The sequence below is a fragment of the Roseomonas sp. 18066 genome (assembly GCF_902706185.1).
Taxonomy (GTDB): Bacteria; Pseudomonadota; Alphaproteobacteria; order Acetobacterales; family Acetobacteraceae; genus Pseudoroseomonas.
The window spans coordinates 1-20,850 of the sequence record NZ_CACSJM010000117.1 but is presented as its reverse complement, the minus strand read 5'-3'; the positions used below and the strand labels follow the sequence as shown (position 1 = coordinate 20,850).

Sequence of the window (20,850 nt, the reverse complement as noted above, 5' to 3'; positions counted from 1 at the left end):
CGGCCACCTGACCTTCGGCCCCCGCGCCCCCCTCGCCCGCCGCGAGGTCTTTCTTCAGTTGCACCCCGGCGTTTCGCTGCCTGCCCTGCCCGAGCGCGCCTGGTATCGCGGCTGACATGGCGCTTGGCCTGACCCTGCCGCGCGCCGCGATCCGCCATCCGATGCGGACCGCGCTGCTGCTGGGCGTGCTGGGGTTGCTGGCGGCGCTGCTGGCCGGGCTGCTCTTCGGCCCGGCGGCGGTCAGCGCCCGCGCCATCGGCGCCGTCGCCCTGGACTTCCTCGGCGTCGCCCCCTTGCCGGCCGCGCTGCAGCGGGAGGCCGCGGTGCTGACCGTCATCCGCCTGCCGCGCGCCTTGCTGGCCGCCATGATCGGCGCCGGGCTGGGCGCGGCCGGCGCGGTGATGCAGGGGCTGTTCCGCAACCCGCTGGCCGATCCCGGGCTGATCGGCGTCTCCGCCGGCGCGGGGCTGGGGGCGGTGGCCAGCATCGTCTTCGCCGCGCCCCTGCTGGCGCTGGCCGGCGGCAGGCTCGGCCTCTGGCTGATGCCGCTGGCCGCCTTCGCCGGCGGGCTCGGCGCCACCCTGCTGATCACCCGCCTGGCCCAGCGCGAGGGCGTCACCGCGGTCGCCACCCTGCTGCTGGCCGGCGTCGCGGTGAACGCGCTCGCCGCCGCGCTGACCGGCCTGCTGATCTTCATGGCCGATGAGCGCCAGGCGCGCGACATCACCTTCTGGACGCTGGGCAGCATCGCCGGCGCCCGCTGGTCGCAGCTGCCAGTGGTGATGGTCCTGGTGCTGGCGCCGACGCTGGCCCTGCTGCGCCTGGCGCGGCCGCTGAACGCCCTGGTGCTGGGCGAGGCCGAGGCCTTCTTCCTCGGCCTGAAGGTCGAGCGGGTGAAGCGCATGGCCACCATCCTGGCCGCCATCGCCGTCTCCGCCGGGGTCGCCTTCACCGGGCTGATCGGCTTCGTGGGCCTGGTCGTGCCGCATCTGGTGCGGCTGGTCTGCGGCGCCGACCACCGGCTGGTGCTGCCGCTCTCGGCGCTGCTGGGCGCGGCGCTGCTGGTGCTGGCCGACCTTGCCGCGCGGTCGCTCGCCGCGCCCGCCGAGCTGCCGGTCGGCGTCGTCACCGCCCTGCTGGGCGCGCCCTTCTTCCTGTGGCTGCTGCGCCGGGGAGGCGCGTCGTGATCCGGCTGGACCGCGCGACGCTCCGCCGCGGCGGCCGGGACCTGGTGGCGGCGGTCTCGCTGACCCTGTCCCCGGGCGAGGTGCTGGCCATCGTCGGCCCGAACGGCGCCGGCAAGTCGAGCCTGATGAAGCTGTGCAGCGGCGAGCTGCTGCCCGATGCCGGCCATGCAGCCTTCGACGACCGCCCCCTGGCCGGCTGGGATCCGCTGGCGCTCGCCCGCCGCCGCGCCGTGGTCAGCCAGAAGGTGGCGCTGAGCTTCCCGATGCGCGCGGTGGAGGTCGCCGCCCTCGGCCGGCTGCCCTGGCACGGCACGGCGGCGCAGCGCCACGACCGCGCCGCCGTGGCCGGGGCGCTGGCCCGCGCCGGTGTCTCGGCCCTGGCCCAGCGCCCCTACGCCCTGCTGTCAGGCGGCGAGCAGCAGCGGGTGCAGATCGCACGCGCCCTCGCCCAGCTGGAAGCCATGCCGCGCCCGGCGGCGCTGCTGCTGGACGAGCCCACCGCCAGCCTCGATCCCGGCCACCGCGCCAGCCTGCTGCGGCTGCTGCGCATCCTGGCCGCGGAGGGCGTGGCGGTGGCCATCGTGCTGCACGACCTGAACGAGGCGCGCTTCGTCGCCGACCGTGTCGCCTTGCTGGCGGAAGGACGGCTGCTGGCCGAGGGCACGCCGGATGACGTGCTGCGGCCCGAGCTTCTGGCGCCGGTCTATGGCGTGGGGTTCCGCGCCGTCGAAGGCGGCGGGTTGCTGGCGGTGTATTGAGGCGGGCAAGCCGCGCTCAGCAGGTCACCCGGACCTGCGCCAGCACGGCCGAGATGGCCGGCGGGGTCGACCCCGGGCCACCGGTGAAGCTGCCGACACGCTGGACCGCCACCGCGCGCGGCTCGATCCGCACCTGGCCGGCTGGCGCCGCGGTGAAGCCCGACCCCAGGCTGCCGCCCAGCGAGACCGTGGCCATGACCGGCGTGGCGGTCTCGTTGCGCAGCCGGACGCTGTAATCAATGAACACCATGCCGTAGCCGCCGGGACGGGTCGTGAAGGTCACGTCGGAGGCCGAGACCCGGTTGTTGCAATAGCGCGCGGTCTGCGCCGCGACCGGCTGCGCCAGCCCGATGAGCGCGACAAAAGCGGCGAGGCCGAGAATGGGACGGGGTGTCATGCGGTGCTCTCCTGAACGCTGCCAATCTGTGGCTTATCCATGCCGTCCGCACCATTCGATTCCGGCGATGGTGGCGATAGACGGGGTTTATCGGCGGGCGGGGCCGCAGCCGCGCCCAGGCCGTGCCCGACCTGCCGTCAGGATTATTATTTCTTTTACGCAAAGATAATGGCCACGGCATAGTCGCCTGGAACCAATTCCAGCGCGGGTTTCCAGCATGACGAGCTATGTGACCTCCTACTACTACGTCATGCCTGAAACACCATTCCTGGTGAGCTTCGTCATCAAAAATCCAAATCTTCAGACATTGACGGCAACAGATACCAGCGGCGACGAAACCTTGTCTGGCCTCATCACGATCGGGGAAACCTCGGAACAATTCAATTACTATGGATATTGGCAGGAAGGCTGGATTGGCCAGTCGACAAGCCCCTCTCACCGCTTTGTCTATTTTACCCAGACACCGAAGGAATATGGCTCGGCGGTCGATTACAGCCGCGATCCGATGCCGGTCTGCTTCCTGCGCGGCACCGGGATCGCCACGCCGGAGGGCCTTCGCCCCGTCGAAGACCTGCGCATCGGCGAGCTGGTGCTGACCACGACCGGGCAGCCGTGCCCCATCCGCTGGATCGGCCGGCAGGAGATGGTGGCCTTCTTCGCCGACCGCGCCACCAGCTATCCCATCCGTATCCAGGCCGGCGCCCTGGCCGAGCAGCTTCCCGCGCGCGACCTCTCCCTCTCGCCGAGCCACGCGCTGGCGATCGACGGCCTGCTGGTGCAGGCCGGCGCGCTGGTCAATGGCAGCAGCATTTGCCGGCCGGCCGATCCCGGCGAGCGCTTCACATACTTCCACATCGAGCTGGAGGATCATGCGCTGGTTCTCGCCGAGGGCGTCGCCGCCGAGACCTTCGTCGACAACGTCACCCGCCGCCGCTTCGACAACTACCAGGACCATGTCGCGCTCTATGGCGAGGTGCTCGCCCCGACCGGCGAGCTGGCGGCGCCGCGCGTCAAGTCGCCACGGCAGCTGCCCGCCGGCATCAGGGCACGCCTGGCCGACCGCGCCGCCGCGCTGCTGCCGCGGCGCGATGCCGCCTGACCGGCAGGGCCGATCGCCGACCCTGCCGAACTCGCTGGCTATTCCAGCCCCAGCAGCCACCGCCCCAGCGGCACCGCGCGCACCTCGGCGCCCGGCAGGCCGCGGGCCAGCGCCGCCTGGTTCTGCCGGATCCAGCGCCGGCAGCTGAGCTCACCGTCGAAGGTCTCGAATTCCTCGCGCGAGACCGCCAGCGTCGCGCTGTTGACCAGGTAGCGCGCGCCCCGCCGGCAGCCGGGCGCGGCCGACCAGTCGCGCCGCGGCGAGACCACGGCCGGCACCCAATAGTCGCGCGCCGGGTCCAGCCGGTCGACATCGCGCCGATGCATCGCCCCTGTTCTCCCCCCGATTTTTCTTCGTTCTGGGCAGGCAAGTTCACGCGCGAGACGCAGGCCCGCCCCAACGAGGGCGGGCCCACGGACAAAAGAATCAGAGAAGGTCGAAGCGGTCGGCGTTCATCACCTTCACCCAGGCGGCGACGAAGTCGTCGACGAATTTCCGCGACGCGTCGGCGCCGGCATAGACCTCCGACAGCGCGCGCAGCTGCGAGTTGGAGCCGAAGACCAGGTCGGTCCGCGTCGCCGTCCATTTCTGCTGGTGGGTCTTGCGGTCGGTGCCGGCGAAGCTCTCATCGGCCGCGCCATCCACCATCTTCCAGGCGAGGTTCATGTCGAGCAGGTTGACGAAGAAGTCGTTGGTCAGCTGGCCCGGCCGTTCGGTCAGCACGCCGTGCTGTTCCCCATTGTGGTTGGCGCCGAGCACGCGCAGGCCGCCCACCAGCACCGTCATCTCCGGCGCCGACAGGCCGAGCAGCTGGGCGCGGTCGAGCAGCAGCTCCTCCGTCGGCACGTTGAACGGCACCTGCAGGTAGTTGCGGAAGCCATCCGCCTTGGGCTCCAGCACCGAGAAGTTCTCGAGGTCGGTCTGCTCGGCGCTGGCATCGGTGCGGCCGGGGGCGAAGGGCACGGCGACGTCATGCCCGGCCGCCCTGGCCGCCTGCTCCACCGCGGTGGTGCCGCCCAGCACGATCAGGTCGGCGACCGAGACCTTCTTGCCGCCGCCGGCGGTGGCGTCGAAGGCCGCCTTGATGCCCTCATAGACGGCCAGCACCTTGGCCAGCCGCGCCGGCTGGTTGACGTCCCAGTCCTTCTGCGGCGCCAGGCGGAGGCGCCCGCCATTGGCGCCGCCGCGATGGTCCGAGCCGCGGAAGGTCGCGGCCGAGGCCCAGGCGGTGGCCACCAGCTCGGCGGTGCTGAGGCCCGAGGCCAGGATCTTCTTCTCGAGCTCCGCGACATCGGCCGCGTCAATGGAAAGATAATCTGCGGCGGGGATCGGGTCCTGCCAGATCAGGTCCTCGGCCGGGACCTCGGGGCCGAGGTAGCGGATCTTCGGGCCCATGTCGCGATGGCACAGCTTGAACCAGGCGCGGGCGAAGGCATCGGCGAATTTGGCCGGATCGGCGCGGAACGTCTCCGAGATGGCGCGATAGGCCGGGTCTTCCCGCATCGCCATGTCGGCGGTGGTCATCATGGTCGGCAGGCGGCGCTCCGGGCTGTGCGCGCCGGGCGCCAGGTCCTCGGGCTTCTGGTTCACCGGCTGCCATTGCTGCGCGCCGGCCGGGCTCTTGACCAGCTCGTACTCATAGTCGAGCAGCATGTGGAAATAGCCATTGTCCCAGGCGATCGGATTGGGCGTCCAGGCGCCTTCCAGCCCGCTGGTGATGGTGTGGTCGCCAAAGCCGCTTTCATGCCCGCTCTGCCAGCCGAGGCCTTGCTGGGCGATGTCGCTGCCCTCGGGGTCGGAGCCCACCTTGGCGGCATCGCCGGCGCCGTGGCACTTGCCGAAGGTATGGCCGCCGGCGGTGAGGGCGACGGTCTCCTCGTCATTCATGCCCATGCGGGCGAAGGTCTCGCGGATGTCGCGGCCGGACTGCACCGGGTCGGGCACGCCGCCCGGGCCTTCCGGATTGACGTAGATCAGCCCCATCTGGATGGCGGCCAGCGGGCTTTCCAGCACCATCTCCTTGGTCGGGTCGATGCGGGTCTGGCCGAGCCATTCCTCCTCGGTGCCCCAGTAGATGTCCTTCTCCGGCTCGAAGACATCGACGCGGCCGCCGCCGAAGCCGAAGGTCGGGCCGCCCATGGATTCGATGGCGACATTGCCGGTCAGGATCAGCAGGTCGGCCCAGGACAGCTTCTGGCCGTATTTCTGCTTGATCGGCCAGAGCAGCCGCCGCGCCTTGTCCAGATTGGCATTGTCCGGCCAGGAATTCAGCGGCGCGAAGCGCTGCGAGCCGGAGGAGGACCCGCCGCGCCCGTCGCCGGTGCGGTAGGTGCCGGCGCTGTGCCAGGCCATGCGGATGAAGAAGGGGCCGTAATGCCCGTAATCGGCCGGCCACCAGGGCTGGCTGTCCGTCATCAGCGCGGTCAGGTCGCGCTTCACCGCGGCATAGTCGAGGCTCAGGAATTGCTTCTTGTAGTCGAAGCCATCCCCCATCGGGTTCCCGGTCAGGCCCTTCTGGTGGAGGATGTCGAGCGACAGCTGGTTGGGCCACCAGTCGCGGTTGGTGCGTCCCAGCAGGGCGCGGGTGGCGCCCGGCTTCTTCATCGGGCAGCCGAGCGGACCGGTCGCATTCGTGTCCATGGTGCAAAACCTCCCAGGGGTGCTTCTTCGCGAACCCGGGAAGGGTAGAGGGGCAGGCGTCATCGGGGGAAACGATTTTTCCCGATCAAAGGCATTGAGAAAATCGATCGAGAGGGGCGGCGATGGCGCAGAATATCTATGACGATCCGGGCTTCTTCGCCGGCTACAGCCAGCTGAACCGGTCGCTGCACGGGCTGGACGGGGCGCCGGAATGGCCCGCCATCCAGGCGCTGCTGCCGCCGATGGCGGGGAAGCGGGTGGTCGACCTGGGCTGCGGCTTCGGCTGGTTTTCCCGCTGGGCGGCGGCGCAGGGGGCGGCGGGCGTGCTGGGCATCGACCTGTCCGCGCGCATGCTGGCCCGCGCCCGGGCCGAGACCAGCCACCCCGCCATCGCCTACCAGCAGGCTGACCTGGAGACGCTGGAACTGGAAGAAGCCCGCTTCGACCTGGCCTATAGCGCGCTGGCCTTCCACTACCTGGCCGATTTCCCCCGGCTGGTCGCGACGGTGCACCGCGCCTTGGCCCCCGGCGGGCATTTCGTCTTCACCATCGAGCACCCGATCTACATGGCCTCGACCCGGCCGGGCTGGCTGGCCCGGGATGACGGCGCCCACGCCTGGGCGCTCGACCACTATGCGGTGGAAGGCCCGCGCGAGACCGACTGGCTGGCGCCGGGGGTGATCAAGCAGCACCGCAGGATGGCCACCACGGTCAACGCCCTGATCGCCGCCGGCTTCACCCTGGCGGCGCTGGACGAATGGGCGCCGAGCCCGGCCCAGCTGGCCGCCCAGCCCGCCCTGCAGGACGAGGTGGAACGGCCGATGATGCTGCTGGTCTCGGCCCGGCGGGGGTGAGGCTCAGATCAGGACCGCGCTCTCGATCTGCCCGGCCGCGTTGTAGGTGATGGTGAAGCTCTCCCAGGAATATTCGTCGGCCAGGTCGTAATCGGTCGCGACCCGCCGGCCATCCGCCGCGGTCTCGATGACATAGTCGAGCAGCCCGCTCGCGGGGTCATGGTCGCGGGCGATCGTCTTGCCGTCGGCCAGGGTCTCGATGACGTAGTCCAGCCGGCCCTGGGCGTCGTAATCCTCGACCAACCGGTAGCCGGTGTCGTCGCGGGTGATGACATAGTCGAGCAGGCCGGTGTCGGGGTTGTAGTCCTCCGCCTTCAGCCGCCCGTCGAGCCAGGTGTTCAGCACATAATCCTTGTTGCCGTTCTCCCGGTCGTAGGTGATGCTCTCGCGCGGCCCATCGTAATAACGGGTATGAACGTAGTAAGGGTCGGCACTGCCGGCCTCGTACTTCATGACCCTGTTATAGTATTCGTTTTCCCCACCAAACCGGTCGATCGGGCTGTCCCAATTCTCCACGACAAGCCGCACGTTGCCCTCGGCATCCGACCTGGTCCACGTCTCCAGGTACTGGATCGGATAGCTCGCAAGGGCGCCGAAGTAGCTGTAGTCGGTCTTCATCGTGCTGCCGTCGTCCAGCACCGCGACGATGCTGGTCGTCCGGGCCTGCTCGAGGCCGAAATAGCCGGTGTTGATCGTGTAGGACTGCCAGGAATGCGTGTCGTCCAGGTCATAGGCGGTCCGCGAATAGACCTGGCCTGACCTGTCCGGATCGGCACTCGTCACATAGCTGTAGCGGAGCTCGCCGCTGACGGGGTCGTGGTGGTTCACGGTAACCAGGTCGCTCATCCTCAGGCACTCCTCATCCAGCACGTTGCGCCAGATTAATCTCGATCTCGGATTGAACAACCCGCCCCGCTCAAGCATTCCGCCGCGCCCCGCCTCCTGGACGAAGTGCTGCCGCGGCACCATGGTAAGCGGCATGAGCTTCTCGTCGATCTACCGCCACGGCTTCGCCCGGGTCGCGGCCTGCACCACCCGGATCTCGCCGGCCCATCCGGCGGCCAATGCCGCCGCCATCCTGGAGGCGGCGCGCGAGGCCCATGCCGCCGGCGCCGTCAGCGCCGTCTTCCCGGAGCTGAACCTCTCCGGCTATGCGATCGACGACCTGCTGCTGCAGGACACGCTGCTGGAGGCGGTGGAAGCCGCGCTGGAGACGCTCGCGCGCGACACCGCCACCCTGCGCCCGCTGCTGCTGATCGGCGCGCCGCTGCGCCAGCAGGGCCGGGTCTATAACTGCGCGGTGGCGATGCAGGCCGGGCGCATCCTCGGCGTGGTGCCGAAGCAGTTCCTGCCCAACTATCGCGAATTCTACGAGCGGCGGCATTTCGCCTCCGGCACCGGCACCGAGGGCCAGGCGATCCGCCTCGCCGGCCAGGAGGCGCCCTTCGGCCCCGACCTGATCTTCGAGGCCTCCGACCTGCCCGGCTTCGCGCTCCACGCCGAGATCTGCGAGGACCTCTGGGTGCCGATCCCGCCGAGCTCGGTGGCGGCGCTGGCGGGGGCCACCGTGCTGGCCAATCTCTCGGCCAGCAACATCACGGTCGGCAAGGCGGAGACGCGGCGGCTGCTCTGCCAGTCGCAATCGGCGCGCTGCCTCGCGGCCTATCTCTACGCCGCCGCCGGTCCAGGCGAATCCACCACCGACCTTGCCTGGGACGGCCAGGTCTCGATCTTCGAGAACGGCGCGGTGCTGGCGGAGAGCGAGCGGTTTCCCTCCGGCGCGCAGCTGGTGCTGGCCGATATCGACCTCGACCTGCTGCGGCAGGAACGCGCCCGCCAGGGCACCTTCGACGACAACCGCCGCAGCTTCGCGACCCCCTTCCGCCGCGTCGCCTTCACCCTGGCGCCGCCGGCGGAAGACATCGGCTTCCAGCGCCCGATCGAGCGCTTCCCCTTCGTCCCCGCCGACCCCGCCCGGCTGCACCAGGATTGCTACGAGGCCTACAACATCCAGGTCGCCGGCCTGGTGCAGCGCGTCCAGGCGACCGGCAACGGCCGCATCGTCATCGGCGTCTCGGGCGGGCTGGATTCGACCCAGGCGCTGATCGTGGCGGCCCACGCCATGGACCTGATGCAGCGCCCGCGGACAGAGATCCTGGCCTTCACCATGCCGGGCTTCGGCACCAGCGATGGAACCAAGAAGAATGCGCATGCGCTGATGGCGGCGCTGGGCGTCACGGCGCAGGAGCTGGATATCCGCCCGGCCTCGCGGCAGATGCTGGCCGATCTCGGCCATCCTTTCGCGAATGGCGAGCCGGTCTATGACGTCACCTTCGAGAACGTCCAGGCGGGCTTGCGCACCGACTATCTGTTCCGCGCCGCCAACCGGCATGGCGGCATGGTGCTGGGCACCGGCGACCTGTCGGAGCTGGCGCTGGGCTGGTGCACCTATGGCGTCGGCGACCAGATGTCGCACTACAACGTCAATGGCGGCGTGCCGAAGACGCTGATCCAGCACCTGATCCGCTGGGTGATGGGCAATGGCCAGTTCGGCGACGAGGTCGCGGCCATCCTGGAGTCCATCCTGAACACCGAGATCTCGCCCGAGCTGATCCCGGCCGGGGCCGAAGGCGGGGCGGGCCTGCAGAGCACCGAGGCCAAGATCGGCCCCTACGCCCTCCAGGATTTCTCTCTGTTCTACACGCTGCGCTACGGCTTCCGGCCGTCGAAGATTGCTTTTCTCGCGCTGCAGGCCTGGGGGGATGCGGCGCGGGGTAGCTGGCCGCCGGGCTTCCCGGCGCAGCGGCAGAACGAATACGACCTGCCGACCATCCGCCGCTGGATGGAGGTCTTCCTGTCCCGCTTCTTCGGCTTCGCCCAGTTCAAGCGCTCGGCCATGCCGAACGGGCCGAAGGTCGCCGCCGGCGGCTCGCTCTCGCCGCGCGGCGACTGGCGCGCCCCCTCCGACGGCAATGCCGCCGCCTGGCTGGAGGAGCTGCGCCGCAACGTGCCCGAAGCCTGAGGGCGCTATTCCGCCAGCACGGCGATCCCGTGCCGGGACAGCGCGAGGCCCAGGCGCTGCCCCGGCGCATGCTGCCCGGCGGCGGAGGGCGCGGTGACGAAGATCTCGCCGATGTCGGTGGCCAGCGTGTATTCCATCGTCCCGCCCAGATAGGCGGCCTTGGCGACGGTGCCGACCAGGGCGGCGTCCGCGTCATCCTCGGTGGTCAGCCGCACCGCCTCCGGCCGCAGCGCCAGCTCGACCGCGCCATCGGCCCTTCCGTGATGCGGCAGCACCAGCACGGCGCGGCCCAGCGTGACCTCGGCCTGCTCCGCATCGATCCGGCGGAGCGTCGCCGGCAGCCGGTTGGCATCGCCGATGAAGCCGGCGACGAAGGCGGAACGCGGCGCCAGGTACAGGCTGGTGGGCGTCCCCTCCTGCGCGATCACCGCGTTGTTCATGACGATGATGCGGTCGCTGATCGCCAGCGCCTCGCTCTGGTCATGGGTGACATAGAGCACCGTCACCCCCAGCCGCTGCTGCAGCTCGCGGATCTCTTCCCGCATGTGGCGGCGCAGGCGCGCGTCGAGGTTGGACAGCGGCTCGTCGAAGAGCAGCACCGAAGGCTCCAGCACCAAAGCGCGGGCCACCGCCACGCGCTGCTGCTGCCCGCCCGACAGCTCTGCGGGCAGCCGCGCGTCGAAGCCTGCAAGCCCGACGCTGGATAAAGCGGCACGGGCGGCCTCCGCGGCGGCGCGCTTCGGCTTCCCCGACACCGCCAGCCCGTAGGAGACATTTTCCAGCACCGTCATATGCGGGAACAGCGCATAGGACTGGAACACCATGGAGACGTCGCGCTCGGAGGGCGGCAGGGTGGAGACGTCGCGGCCGCCGATCAGCACGCGGCCCTCGGTCGGGTATTCCAGCCCGGCGACCATGCGCAGGATCGTCGTCTTGCCGCAGCCGGAGGGCCCGAGCAGCGTGCAGAGCTCGCCGGCCGGGATATGGAAGGAAACATCGCGCACGGCGGTGGAGGCGCCGAAGCGCTTGACCACATGCTCGAAGCGGATATCGGCGGCGCGGGTCATGCGGCGGCTCCGGGCTCGGTCGAGAGGGGGATGGCGGCGCGGCGGCCGATGCGGCGGCGGCCGACCGCCAGCTGCGCCAGGCCCAGCACGGCCAGCATCAGCAGGATCAGCACCACGGCGACCGCGATGGCCAGGCCGTAATCGCCGTTGATGACGCGGTTGACGATGAAGATGGTGGCCAGCTCGGTCTCGGCGGTGACCAGGAAGATCACCGCGCTGATCGTCGTCATGGCGCGGACGAAGGCATAGGTGAGCCCGGCGATGATCGCCGGCCGCAGCAGCGGCATCAGCACCCGGCGGAAGGCGTCGAGCCCGTTGCCGCCCAGCGTCGACGACGCCTCGTCCAGCGAGCGGTCGATCTGCGCCATCGCCGCCATGCCGGAACGCAAGCCCACGGGCAGGTTCCGGAAGATGAAGCAGACGACGATGATGGCGCCGGTCCCCGCCAGCTCCAGCGGCGGCAGGTTGAAGGCGCGCAGATAGGCCACGCCGATCACCGTGCCCGGCACCGCGAAGGACAGGAGCGTGGCGAATTCCAGCAGCCCGCGCCCGGCGAATTGCGCCCGGCTGAACAGCCAGGCGGCCAGGATGCCGAAGCCCGCGGTGATGGGGGCGGCGATGGCGGCCAGCTCCAGCGTGGTCAGCACGCTGTTCCAGGCCAGGCCCGTCAGCTGCAGGCCCTGGGTCCATTCCAGGTCGAAAGCCTTGACCAGGTGGCGCAGCGTCGGCGTGTTGTCGCGGCCCCAGATCTCGACGAAGGCGCCGCTGACCGCCAGCACATACAGCCCGATGGTCAGCCCGGCCCAGGGCAGCGCAAGCCCCAGGCAGATCGCCCGCACCCGGGGCGGCAGCGCCGGCGGCAGCCCGCCATCGCCCTTGCCGCCGATCGACACGAAGGACTTTCTCCCCCCTGTCAGCCGCTGCTGGATGACGAAGACCAGGCAGGCGATCAGCAGCAGCACCAGCGACAGCGTCGCGGCCCGCCCGGGATCGGCCTGGGCGCCGACAACGGCGAAGAAGATTTCCGTGGCGAGGACGTTGAAGCTGCCGCCCAGCACCACGGCATTGCCGAAATCGGCGATGCTCTCGATGAAGCCGAGCAGGAAGGCATTGGCCAGCCCCGGCATCAGCAGCGGCAGCGTCACCGTCCGGAAGATCTTCTCCGGCGGCGCGCGCAGCATGGAGGCGGCTTCCTCCAGCGTCGGCGACAGCCCCTCGACCACGCCGATCAGCACCAGGAAGGCGATCGGGGTGAAGGCGAAGAGCTGCGCCAGCAGGATGCCCGGCAACCCGTAGATCCAGCGCCCCAGCTCCAGCCCGAACCAGTCGGCCGCCAGCTGCGACACCAGCCCCGACCGCCCGAAGATCAGGATCAGCCCGAGCCCCAGGATGAAGGGCGGCGTGACGATCGGCAGCACCGTCAGCCAGCGCAGCGGCTTGGCCAGCGCGATGCCGAGCCGCCCGCGGGTCACCAGCAGGGCGAAGGCCAGGCCCAGCGCCGTGGTGCCGAAGCCGACCAGGGTCGCCACCAGCAGCGTGTTCCAGACCACGCCGCAGCGCGGGCCGCCGGCCAGGCAGCCGAGGCCCCAGAGCCGGTCATCCGCCAGCCGCGTCACCGCCGAGAGCGGGCTGATGGCGCCGCCGGCATCGCGGAAGGCGTCGCCCAGCAGGGCGGCGAGCGGCAGGAAGGTGAAGAGCAGCACGCCGATGCCGATGGCGGTGGCGCAGCCGGCGGTGAAGGCGTCGCCGCGGAAGGCGCCGCGCCCGGCGAGGCCGGCGGAGGCGGTCAGCGCCAGCCCCATCGCCACCAGGCTGCCGCCCCAGCCGATGCCGTATTGCCGGTCATCGAGGACGCCCAGCAGGGGTTCCAGCCCCGGCCAGGCCCAGCCCTGCACGCCGATGGCCAGGCCCTGCACCACCAGCAGCGCCAGCCCCACCGCGCCGGCGAGCAGGAAGCCGGTCGCCTGGGCGCGGCGCGGCAACGGAGACAGGCCGGCGATCAGCGCCGCCGCCGGCGCCAGCACCGCCGGCCAGAGCCACCAGCGGCCCTGGCTCGACGCCTGCAGGATGGCGGGGGCGAAGTCGGCCTCCCGCCACCAGCCGGGGATGTCCCGGACCGCGGTCAGCACCCCGTCCTGGGCGAGGTACCACGGGAAGAACAGGGCGGCGATCAGCGCGATCGCGGCCCCGGCGATGCCGGCGGCGCGCATGGGGCGGGCGATCAGCGCGGCAGGCTGTTGACCTCGCGGTCCCAGCGCTCGATCAGGCGGCGGCGCTCGGCGCTGGTGCCGTACTTGGCGAAGTCATAGTCGATCAGGCGGATCTGGCTCATCTGCGGCGCCTCGGCCGGCACCGGCGTGCTGCGGTTGGACGGCGTCTGGAACGACTTGGCCTCGGCGCCCAGCTGCTGCGCGGCCGGCGTCAGCGCCCAGTCGTAGAAGCGGCGGGCGTTGCGCTCGTTGCGGCTGCCGCGGATGATCGACATCGAGCCGATCTCATAGCCGGTGCCCTCGCAGGGCAGCGCGAACTGCGCCGGGAAGCCGCCCAGCCGCTCGGTCACCACGTCATGCACGAAGGAGATCGAGACCCCGGTCTCGCCGCGCGCCACCGCCTTGACCGGCGCCGTGCCGCTGCGCGGATAGGCGTTGATGTTGCGGTGCAGCTGCTTCAGGTAGTCGAAGGCCGCCTCCTCGCCCATCACCTGCACCATGGTGGCGATCATCACATAGGCGGTGCCGCTGGATTGCGGATTGGCCATCTGGATCTCGTTGCGGAAGGGCGGCGTCAGCAGGTCCTTCCAGCAGGCCGGAGGGGTGATGTTGCGCCGCGCCAGCAGCTCGGTGTTGAAGCCGAAGCCCAGCGCGCCGGCATAGATGCCGACCGTGCGATACTTCGACTCCGCCGCCTGCTTCTGCGCCCAGTCATACAGCTGGTCCAGCATCGGCGAGCGGTATTCGGCGGTCAGGTTGTCCTCGGCCGCCTGCAGGTGCGGGTCGCCGGTGCCGCCATACCAGATGTCGCCGCGCGGGTTCTGCGCCTCGGCGCGGATCTGCGCCAGCACCTCGCCGCTGCCCTTCTGCGACATGCTGACGCGGATGCCGGTCTCCTTGGCGAAGGCATTGGCCGCGGCCTGGCACCACTCGACCTGGGCCGAGCAATAGAGGTTCAGGCTGCCCTGGGCGGCAGCGGGCGCCGCGGCCAGGCCAAGCCCGAGCATCGCGAAAGCGGTCGCGCCGAGGGCGCGGCGGAAGGTCGTGAAGCGCATTGTTTCCCCCTGGGCCGGCAGCGGCGCGGCTCCGGGGAGGAATGAAACAAAACTGTCACATTGGCAATGGCGGCTTGGCCGCTACCCCGCCCCCAGCCCCAGCAGCACGTCCCGCAGCGCCGCCACCGAGCGGAAGGTCTCGCGGCTGAGCGCCGCGTCGGGGAATTCCACCTCGAAGCGTTCTTCCAGGGCGGTCATGATATCGACCGCGCGCAGCGAGGTCAGGCCGCGGGAGAACAGGTCGTCCTCCACCGCCAGCACGCCGTCGCCCGCGGGCAGGCCGGCGCAGCGGGTCAGAACGTCGCGCACCGCCTTCTCGACCTCGATCATCCCAGCCTGCTCCCCGCCACCACGCCAGGTTAGCGCGAGCTTACCTAACGGACCGTTAACCTGAGGCCAACCACCTCAGGCCGGCAGCGGCGCCGTCTCCTTCAGGAACCCGGCGAACTGGGAAAAGCTGTCGCGCCGCGGGTCGGTGCCGCGCCAGACCAGGCCGATCTGCCGGCCGACCCCGGCCTCGTCCAGCGGGCGCAGCGCGACCAGCCCGTCGAACTCGGCCCCCGCCTGCGCCGCCAGCGCCGGCAACAGGGAAAAACCCTCCCCGGCGGCGATCATGTGGCGCAGCATCTCCAGGCTGCTGGCGAAGCGCTCCTCCCGGTCCGTCCGCGGCAGGGCGCAGAGAGAAAGGGCCTGGTCGCGCAGGCAATGACCCTCCTCCAGCAGCAGCAGCTCCTGGCCTTGCAGCGCCTCCAGCGTCAGCCGCTTCAGCCCCAGCAAAGGATGGTCTGGCGGGCAGGCGAGCAGGAACGGCTCGAAGAAAAGAGGTTCCCCGGCCAGGCTCGGCGCCGGCGCTGGCAGGGCGATCAGCGCCGCATCCAGCTCGCCGCGTTCGAGCGCCGCCAGCAACCCCGCGGTGCGCCCCTCCTGCAGCCGCAGCACCAGCTCGGGGAAGCGCGCCCGCACGTCGCGCAGCACCCGCGGCAGGTAATAGGGGCCGAGCGTCGCGATCACCCCCAGCCGCAGCGGCCCCGACAGCGGCGCCGCCTGCTGCTGCGCCAGGTCCAGCAGGCCGCGCGCCTCGCGCATCACCGCCCGCGCCTGGGCCAGCAGCACGGCGCCCTGGGTGGTGACCGCGATGCGGCGGGCCTGGCGCTCGAACAGGGTGACGCCCAGCAGCCCCTCCAGCTTGCGGATCTGCTCGGACAGCGCCGGCTGGCTGACGCCGCAGCGCTCGGCGGCGCGGCCGAAATGGCGCAGCTCGGCCACCGCCACCGCATATTCCAGGTCGCGCAGCGACAAGCCGGCCAAGGTTTGCGGGGCCATGCGGGTCCTTTGTTCCTCGGCGGTCAATCTCGCACGATGTCATGCATTTGCGATAGACGCGGCCGCCCGCCTGTCGCAGAGGGCGGCTCCATGGAATATGGCCGCCGCTTCAAGTTTCTCGTCTGCGCCCCGGGCTTCGACGAAGCCGATCTCGAGGGCGCGCGCCTGCACCAGATCCTCGCCGAGATCGAGGGCATGGGCTATGCCGTCACCCGCGCCCGGCGCGACGACGATGCCGAGCTCGTGGTGCGCACCGATGCCGCCATCGGCTGCATCGTGGTCGACTGGGGCAAGAAGGGGCTGCAGGGCCGCTCGGCGGCGCTGATCTCGCTGGTCCGCAAGCGCGGGCTGGACGTGCCCGTCATCCTGCTGGTCCGCCGCCAGCGGCTGGAGGACATCCCCGTCGCGGTGCTCGACGATGTCGACGGCTTCGTCTTCCTGGCGGAGGAGACGCCGGGCTTCATCGCCCGCAACCTGGTCTCCAAGCTGCGGCAATATGCCGAGACGCTGAAGACCCCCTTCTTCGGCGCCCTGGTCGACTATGCCGAGCAGGGCAACCAGCTCTGGACCTGCCCCGGCCATAATGGCGGCAATTTCTACGCGCGCAGCCCGATTGGGCGCATCTTCGTCGAGCATCTGGGCCAGGCGGTGTTCCGGGATGACCTGGACAATTCGGTGCTCGAGATGGGCGATCTCCTCACCCATGAGGGGCCGGCGCTGAAGGCGCAGCAGGAGGCGGCCGAAATCTTCGGCGCCGAGCGCACCTATTTCGTCCTCAACGGCACCTCGACCTCGAACAAGATCGCGCTGCAGGCGCTGCTGGCCGAGGGCGACCTGGTGCTCTTCGACCGCAACAACCACAAGGCGGCGCATCACGGCGCCCTGTTCCTCGGCGAGGCGACGCCGGTCTTCATCGAGACCCGCCGCAACGCGCACGGGCTGATCGGCCCGATGGCCGCCGACGCGCTGGACGAAACCCGCCTGCGCGAGGCGATCCGCGACAACCCGCTCGTCCGCGATCCGGAAGCCTGGCAGCGCCCGCGCCCCTTCCGCGCCGCGGTGGTCGAGCAATGCACCTATGACGGCACCATCCACTCGGCCGAGGCGATCATCGCCCGCATCGGCCATCTCTGCGACTATATCCTGTTCGATGAGGCCTGGGCGGGCTTCATGAAGTTCCACCCGCTGTTCCGCGGCCGCTTCGGCATGGGGCTGGAGAAGCTTGGCCTGGACAGCCCGGGCATCATCGTCACCCAGAGCACCCACAAGCAGCTGGCCAGCTTCTCCCAGGCCTCGCAGATCCATGTGAAGGACAGCCATCTCGGCGACCAGCGCCGCCGCGTCGAGCACCGCCGCTTCAACGAGATGTTTCTGCTGCACGCCTCGACCAGCCCCTTCTATCCGCTCTTCGCCTCGCTCGATGTCGGCGCGCAGATGATGAAGGGCCGCTCGGGCGAGGTGCTGTGGGACGACACCGTCCGCCTCGGCATCGAGCTGCGCAAGAAGCTGCGCCTGACCGCGCGCGACTTCGCCGCCGACCCCGACCCGGCCAGGCGCTGGTTCTTCGAGCCCTTCGTGCCGAAGACCGCGACGGTCGACGGCCACGAAACGCCGTGGGAAGAGGCGCCGACCGACGCGCTCGCCAGCGACCCGGCGCATTGGTCGCTGACGCCGGCCGCCGAATGGCACGGCTTCGGCGAGAACCCGGATGGCTGGGCCATCACCGACCCGAACAAGCTGACCCTGCTGACCCCGGGCTTCCGCGACGGCGGCTATGACGAGCACGGCATCCCCGCCCCCGTCGTCGCCGAATATCTGCGGCAGAACCGCATCGTGCCGGAGAAGAACGACCTCAATTCGCTGCTGTTCCTGCTGACGCCGGGCGTCGAGAGCAGCAAGGCCGGCACCCTGCTGGCGCATCTGATCACCTTCAAGAAGCTGCACGACATGAACGCGCCGCTGGACGAGGTGCTGCCGAAATTCGTGGCCCGCCGCCCGGCCCGCTACGGCCGCGCCCGCCTGCGCGACCTCTGCGCCGAGATGCATGCTTTCTATCGGAGCGCCGGGATCAGCAGCCTGCAATCGGCGCAATTCGCCGAGAAGCACTTCCCGGAAATGGCCATGGCGCCGAACGAGGCGGTGCGGGCGCTGGTCAAGAACAAGGTCGACTATGTGCCGCTGGAGGAGACGGCGGGCCGCATCGCCGCCACCCTCTGGCTGGTCTATCCGCCCGGCATCGCCACCATCATCCCCGGCGAGCGCCTGGGCGAACGCGCCCAGCCGATGGTCGACTACCTCAAGGCCTTCGAGGCGGCCTGCAACCGGTTCCCGGGTTTCGAGAGCGAGGTGCAGGGCCTGTACCGCGAGACCGACGCCGAGGGCCGCATCCGCTTCCACACCTACGTGGTCCGGGAATAGCCCTCAGCCGCCCATGAACCCCTTGACCATCGTCGCCAGCGAGCCGGCGATGGCCAAGGCCAGCGCCGCCTGGCGGCCACGCTCCATCGGCACATGCGGCGCCAGGCGCTGGCCGATCAGCAGCCCGGCGGCCAGCGCCGCCAGCAGCGTGCCGCCCTCCAGCGGCCCGACCGGCGGCAGGCCCTTGGCCAGCACCGCGCTGCCATTGACGATGGCGAAGTAGAGCTGGATCGAGGCGACGAAGCTGCGGTGGCCCCAGCCGCTGCCCAGCGCATAGATGGTCACCGCCGGCCCGCCGATGCCGGCGGTCACCGTCATGAAGCCGCTGAGCGCGCCGGCCGTCACCGCGCCGCCCCAGCCATGGAAGATGCCGAGCTTGCGGGCATACCGCACCGCCAGCAGGGCGGCCACCGAGATCGCGCCGATCCCCACCATCAGCGCGGGTGCGGGCACCAGCGCCGCGGTCCAGAGCCCCAGCGGAAAGGCCAGCAGCGCCGGCACCGCCAGCAGCGCGACGCGCTTCAGCTCCACGTTGCGCCAGACCTGGGCCAGCAGCAGGATATTGGTGCAGAAGGCCAGGGCATTGGCCAGCAGCACGCCGACATGCGGCCCCGCCGCCAGCACCAGCAGGGGTGCCGCGACGAGGGCGAAGCCGATCCCGGTCAGCCGCTGCGTGACGGCCCCCACCAGCACGGCGGACCCCATCAGCGCCACGAGGGCAGCGCTGAAATGCTCCATCACCCGGCCGCCAGGTAGTCCGCGGCGCAGAGCGCCTGCAGCCGGATCACCGCGATGGCTTCCTCCACCGCGACATGCTCCTGGTCGGTGCCCATGCTGAGGTTGGAGGGGCCGCAGATCACCGCCGGAATGCCGCGCCAGCGCCAGTAGCGCGCATCCGTGCCGCCCAGGCTGCAGACCGGCGGGCCGTCGAGGTCGAGCAATTCCTTGGTGTTGCGCCGCAGGATCCGCGCCATCTCGCACTCCGGGTCGGTCATGCTGGCGGGGTAGGAATGGTCCTCGTTGACCAGCATCGTGCAATGGCCGGCCGCCGCCATCGCCTCGAGCTCGGCGCGGACCGCGTCGCGGTCGGTGCCATAGGGCAGGCGGATGTCGAGATGCGCCGAGCAGGCGGTCGGGATCTGCGTCGCCTTCTGGCCGCCCTGGATGATGCCGATATTGACCGTGATGCGCCGGGCATTCTCGGCAGCACCCTGGCCCAGCAGCCGGTCGGCGGTGGCAACCGTCTCCGGCGCCGTCAGCAGCGCGTCGATCGCGGGGTCCATCTCGCCCAGCTTCAGGTGGAAGCGGTCATAGATCGCCTGCGTCAGCTTGACGATCCGCTCGATCGGGTTGGGCGCCTGGTGCGGATAGCCGCCATGGCCGCCGATGCCGGTGGACGATAGCGAGAAGCGCAGCGTCCCCTTCTCCATGAAGCGGATATTGCCCAGCGCGCTGGGCTCGCCGTTCAGGCAGCAATCGGCCTCGACCACCTCGGGATGCTGCTCGAACAGGAAGCGGGTGCCGTAGCGCCCGCCGGACTGCTCGTCGGAGACCACGGTCAGGCTCAAGGCGCCGGCCAGCGCCGCGCGATGCGGATAGAGGTAGCAATAGGCCATGATGCCGGCGAGCGTGCCGGTCTTCATGTCCGAGGCGCCGCGGCCATAGAGCAGCCCGTCGCGGATCGGGGCCTCCCACAGCGCTTCGTTCTGCACCGGGAAGACGTCCATATGGCCGTTCAGCACCAGGTGCCGGCCCGGCCGCGCGCCGTCCCAGCGGCCGACGATGTTCGGCATCTCCTCCACCGCCGACAGGGTGCGGTGCGGCACGCCGTGGCGGTCGAGGATGGCGCGGACGAATTCGGCCGCCTCCCGCGTGTCGCCGGGCGGGTTGACGCTGCGGATGCGCAGGAACTGCTGCAGCAGGTCGATCAGCGCCCCGCGATCGGCGTCGATACGGGCATTGATGGCGGCGCGCAGCGCGGCGGTGGTGGCCAAGACGCTTCCCCTCGGATGGCGGAGGCTGGTGGAAGCGCCAGGAAGTGGCACCGCTGGCCACCCGCCGTCAAACCCACCCGCCATCGCTCCCCCGCCGGGCCAGGCCGCCGGGAGGCCGCTACCCGGCCAGGCTGCCGATCAGCTCCTGGATGTCGATCATCGCGAAGCTGGAGAAGGTGTCGCTCACCGCATAGGGCAGCACCAGGCGCGGCCCCTGCCGCAGGCCGCCGCAGGTATAGACCACGTTGGGGACATAGCCCTCGCGCTCCGACGGCTCCGGCCAGACCAGCGGCTCGCGCGAGCGGGCGACGACGCGGGACGGATCGGCCTTGTCGAGCAGCGCCGCGCCGATCGCATAGCGCCGCATCGGCCCGACCCCGTGGGTCAGCAGCAGCCAGTGGTCGTCGAGCTCGATCGGCGCGCCGCAATTGCCGATCTGGACGAATTCCCAGGGGTAGCGCGGCTGCATGATCGGACTGCCGCCCTCCCAGACCAGCAGATCGTCGGAATAGGTCAGGTAGAGGTTCTCGTTGTCCTGCCGCGAGATCATGGCGTAGCGGCCGTCGATCTTGCGCGGGAACAACCCCATCCCCTTGTTGCGCGTGGCGCTGCCCTGCAGCGGCGTCATGCGGAAGGACAGGAAGTCGCGCGTCTCGATCAGCTCGGAGCGGATCGCGCGGCCGCTATAGGCGGTGTAGGTGGCGTAGTAGACCAGGCGCGGCCCCTGCCGCAGGCCGCCGCAGGTATAGACCACGTTGGGGACATAGCCCTCGCGCTCCGACGGCTCCGGCCAGACCAGCGGCTCGCGCGAGCGGGCGACGACTGT

General features: G+C 70.4%; 17 protein-coding genes and 1 pseudogene. 6 read left to right on the top strand and 12 right to left on the bottom strand.

The genetic code is table 11. From position 1 onward, the window contains the following. Window positions 1-116 precede the first annotated feature (116 nt). Both GVN67_RS21125 and GVN67_RS21120 read left to right on the top strand, forming a co-directional pair. A complete protein-coding gene (locus GVN67_RS21125) occupies window positions 117-1,187 on the top strand; it encodes an iron ABC transporter permease (RefSeq protein WP_159999310.1) in 1,071 nt (356 codons plus the stop codon). Next, entirely contained in the window at window positions 1,184-1,945 is a 762-nt protein-coding gene (locus GVN67_RS21120) for a heme ABC transporter ATP-binding protein (RefSeq protein WP_159999309.1), read from the top strand. The genes GVN67_RS21125 and GVN67_RS21120 overlap by 4 nt, the downstream gene beginning before the upstream one ends. A 16-nt stretch (window positions 1,946-1,961) precedes the next feature. Here the strand turns inward: GVN67_RS21120 and GVN67_RS21115 are convergent, their stop codons facing one another. After that, window positions 1,962-2,342: a hypothetical protein gene (locus GVN67_RS21115; RefSeq protein ID WP_159999308.1), complete on the bottom strand. Its 381-nt coding sequence runs from the start codon at window positions 2,340-2,342 to the stop codon at window positions 1,962-1,964. Between the two features lie 217 nt (window positions 2,343-2,559). Here GVN67_RS21115 and GVN67_RS21110 point away from each other — a divergent pair, with 217 nt between their 5' ends. Then, window positions 2,560-3,441, top strand: coding sequence for a Hint domain-containing protein (locus GVN67_RS21110; protein ID WP_159999307.1), 882 nt, complete (start codon window positions 2,560-2,562; stop codon window positions 3,439-3,441). 38 nt (window positions 3,442-3,479) lie between these two features. Here GVN67_RS21110 and GVN67_RS21105 read toward each other — a convergent pair whose 3' ends face one another. Next, window positions 3,480-3,767, bottom strand: a complete 288-nt coding sequence (locus GVN67_RS21105; RefSeq protein ID WP_159999306.1) for a hypothetical protein — start codon at window positions 3,765-3,767, stop codon at window positions 3,480-3,482. A gap of 100 nt (window positions 3,768-3,867) precedes the next feature. Beyond that, window positions 3,868-6,081 carry a catalase/peroxidase HPI gene (gene katG, locus GVN67_RS21100; RefSeq protein WP_159999305.1) on the bottom strand — a complete coding sequence of 738 codons (2,214 nt, stop codon included), beginning with the start codon at window positions 6,079-6,081 and terminating at the stop codon, window positions 3,868-3,870. 122 nt (window positions 6,082-6,203) lie between these two features. Between katG and GVN67_RS21095 the strand changes: the two genes are divergently transcribed. Then, on the top strand, window positions 6,204-6,935 hold the full coding sequence (locus tag GVN67_RS21095; RefSeq protein WP_159999304.1) for a bifunctional 2-polyprenyl-6-hydroxyphenol methylase/3-demethylubiquinol 3-O-methyltransferase UbiG: 732 nt from the start codon (window positions 6,204-6,206) through the stop codon (window positions 6,933-6,935). Between the two features lie 3 nt (window positions 6,936-6,938). Here the strand turns inward: GVN67_RS21095 and GVN67_RS21090 are convergent, their stop codons facing one another. Then, window positions 6,939-7,781, bottom strand: a complete 843-nt coding sequence (locus GVN67_RS21090; protein ID WP_159999303.1) for a hypothetical protein — start codon at window positions 7,779-7,781, stop codon at window positions 6,939-6,941. Window positions 7,782-7,914: 133 nt separating this feature from the next. Here GVN67_RS21090 and GVN67_RS21085 point away from each other — a divergent pair, with 133 nt between their 5' ends. Further along, the gene (locus GVN67_RS21085) at window positions 7,915-9,957 is read left to right on the top strand and encodes an NAD(+) synthase (RefSeq protein WP_159999302.1); all 2,043 of its coding nucleotides are present in this window, start codon (window positions 7,915-7,917) and stop codon (window positions 9,955-9,957) included. A 5-nt stretch (window positions 9,958-9,962) separates the two neighbouring features. Here GVN67_RS21085 and GVN67_RS21080 read toward each other — a convergent pair whose 3' ends face one another. The 5 genes from GVN67_RS21080 to GVN67_RS21060 form a co-directional block, all read right to left on the bottom strand. After that, complete coding sequence (locus GVN67_RS21080; protein WP_159999301.1) at window positions 9,963-11,024, bottom strand: ABC transporter ATP-binding protein; 1,062 nt, start codon at window positions 11,022-11,024, stop codon at window positions 9,963-9,965. Beyond that, window positions 11,021-13,234: an iron ABC transporter permease gene (locus GVN67_RS21075; protein WP_159999300.1), complete on the bottom strand. Its 2,214-nt coding sequence runs from the start codon at window positions 13,232-13,234 to the stop codon at window positions 11,021-11,023. Before GVN67_RS21075 ends, GVN67_RS21080 begins: the two co-directional genes overlap by 4 nt. 11 nt (window positions 13,235-13,245) lie before the next feature. Continuing rightward, a complete protein-coding gene (locus GVN67_RS21070; RefSeq protein WP_235035404.1) occupies window positions 13,246-14,289 on the bottom strand; it encodes an ABC transporter substrate-binding protein in 1,044 nt (347 codons plus the stop codon). Between the two features lie 81 nt (window positions 14,290-14,370). Further along, window positions 14,371-14,619, bottom strand: a complete 249-nt coding sequence (locus tag GVN67_RS21065; RefSeq protein ID WP_159999299.1) for an acyl carrier protein — start codon at window positions 14,617-14,619, stop codon at window positions 14,371-14,373. Window positions 14,620-14,694: 75 nt separating this feature from the next. Further along, window positions 14,695-15,612 carry a LysR substrate-binding domain-containing protein gene (locus tag GVN67_RS21060; protein ID WP_159999298.1) on the bottom strand — a complete coding sequence of 306 codons (918 nt, stop codon included), beginning with the start codon at window positions 15,610-15,612 and terminating at the stop codon, window positions 14,695-14,697. A 90-nt stretch (window positions 15,613-15,702) separates the two neighbouring features. Between GVN67_RS21060 and GVN67_RS21055 the strand changes: the two genes are divergently transcribed. Continuing rightward, the gene (locus tag GVN67_RS21055) at window positions 15,703-18,030 is read left to right on the top strand and encodes an Orn/Lys/Arg decarboxylase N-terminal domain-containing protein (RefSeq protein ID WP_159999297.1); all 2,328 of its coding nucleotides are present in this window, start codon (window positions 15,703-15,705) and stop codon (window positions 18,028-18,030) included. 3 nt (window positions 18,031-18,033) lie between these two features. Here the strand turns inward: GVN67_RS21055 and GVN67_RS21050 are convergent, their stop codons facing one another. The 3 genes and pseudogenes from GVN67_RS21050 to GVN67_RS21040 all read right to left on the bottom strand — a co-directional run. After that, complete coding sequence (locus GVN67_RS21050; RefSeq protein WP_159999296.1) at window positions 18,034-18,768, bottom strand: TSUP family transporter; 735 nt, start codon at window positions 18,766-18,768, stop codon at window positions 18,034-18,036. Further along, window positions 18,768-20,024, bottom strand: coding sequence for a M20/M25/M40 family metallo-hydrolase (locus GVN67_RS21045; protein WP_159999295.1), 1,257 nt, complete (start codon window positions 20,022-20,024; stop codon window positions 18,768-18,770). The genes GVN67_RS21050 and GVN67_RS21045 overlap by 1 nt, the downstream gene beginning before the upstream one ends. 118 nt (window positions 20,025-20,142) lie before the next feature. Then, a pseudogene (locus GVN67_RS21040) lies at window positions 20,143-20,850 on the bottom strand (hypothetical protein); the annotation flags it as partial.

Bases quoted from the DNA above. Each gene is read 5' to 3' on its own strand.
- GVN67_RS21080 (WP_159999301.1), bottom strand. From the start codon at position 11,024: ATGACCCGCGCCGCCGATATCCGCTTCGAGCATGTGGTCAAGCGCTTC.
- GVN67_RS21105 (WP_159999306.1), bottom strand. From the start codon at position 3,767: ATGCATCGGCGCGATGTCGACCGGCTGGACCCGGCGCGCGACTATTGG.
- GVN67_RS21070 (WP_235035404.1), bottom strand. From the start codon at position 14,289: ATGCGCTTCACGACCTTCCGCCGCGCCCTCGGCGCGACCGCTTTCGCG.
- GVN67_RS21110 (WP_159999307.1), top strand. From the start codon at position 2,560: ATGACGAGCTATGTGACCTCCTACTACTACGTCATGCCTGAAACACCA.
- GVN67_RS21065 (WP_159999299.1), bottom strand. From the start codon at position 14,619: ATGATCGAGGTCGAGAAGGCGGTGCGCGACGTTCTGACCCGCTGCGCC.
- GVN67_RS21085 (WP_159999302.1), top strand. From the start codon at position 7,915: ATGAGCTTCTCGTCGATCTACCGCCACGGCTTCGCCCGGGTCGCGGCC.
- GVN67_RS21075 (WP_159999300.1), bottom strand. From the start codon at position 13,234: ATGCGCGCCGCCGGCATCGCCGGGGCCGCGATCGCGCTGATCGCCGCC.
- GVN67_RS21055 (WP_159999297.1), top strand. From the start codon at position 15,703: ATGGAATATGGCCGCCGCTTCAAGTTTCTCGTCTGCGCCCCGGGCTTC.
- GVN67_RS21095 (WP_159999304.1), top strand. From the start codon at position 6,204: ATGGCGCAGAATATCTATGACGATCCGGGCTTCTTCGCCGGCTACAGC.
- GVN67_RS21050 (WP_159999296.1), bottom strand. From the start codon at position 18,768: ATGGAGCATTTCAGCGCTGCCCTCGTGGCGCTGATGGGGTCCGCCGTG.
- GVN67_RS21090 (WP_159999303.1), bottom strand. From the start codon at position 7,781: ATGAGCGACCTGGTTACCGTGAACCACCACGACCCCGTCAGCGGCGAG.
- GVN67_RS21060 (WP_159999298.1), bottom strand. From the start codon at position 15,612: ATGGCCCCGCAAACCTTGGCCGGCTTGTCGCTGCGCGACCTGGAATAT.
- katG (WP_159999305.1), bottom strand. From the start codon at position 6,081: ATGGACACGAATGCGACCGGTCCGCTCGGCTGCCCGATGAAGAAGCCG.
- GVN67_RS21115 (WP_159999308.1), bottom strand. From the start codon at position 2,342: ATGACACCCCGTCCCATTCTCGGCCTCGCCGCTTTTGTCGCGCTCATC.
- GVN67_RS21125 (WP_159999310.1), top strand. From the start codon at position 117: ATGGCGCTTGGCCTGACCCTGCCGCGCGCCGCGATCCGCCATCCGATG.